The sequence below is a fragment of the Monashia sp. HAY1-5C genome, assembly GCF_056755255.1.
The window spans coordinates 1-232 of the sequence record NZ_JBPGXG010000835.1 but is presented as its reverse complement, the minus strand read 5'-3'; the positions used below and the strand labels follow the sequence as shown (position 1 = coordinate 232).

Genomic DNA, 232 nt, shown 5'->3' with positions numbered 1-232 from the left:
AGATCGAACTCCATTGGGTTCCGCTTGAAGAAGCGGTCAAGGCCGTCCTGGAGGGGCGCCTGCACAACCCATCGGCTGTGTTGGGTATCCTTGCCGCAGCAGCCGCGAAGGCCGATGGATTCACCAGCCTGCGTCCTGCCAACGCGCCGTGGCCGGCACACCCGAGCCAGCGCTGAGCATGACCGAGGCCGCTACCCGACCCATCAACGGGATTGACCGTGCGGTCACGGAC

The 232-nt window shown here is 65.5% G+C and carries 1 pseudogene; it reads left to right on the top strand.

The annotated features are described in order from the left end of the window. Positions 1-176, top strand: a pseudogene (locus ACR9ZK_RS23700) (NUDIX domain-containing protein); the annotation flags it as partial. Positions 177-232 lie beyond the last annotated feature (56 nt).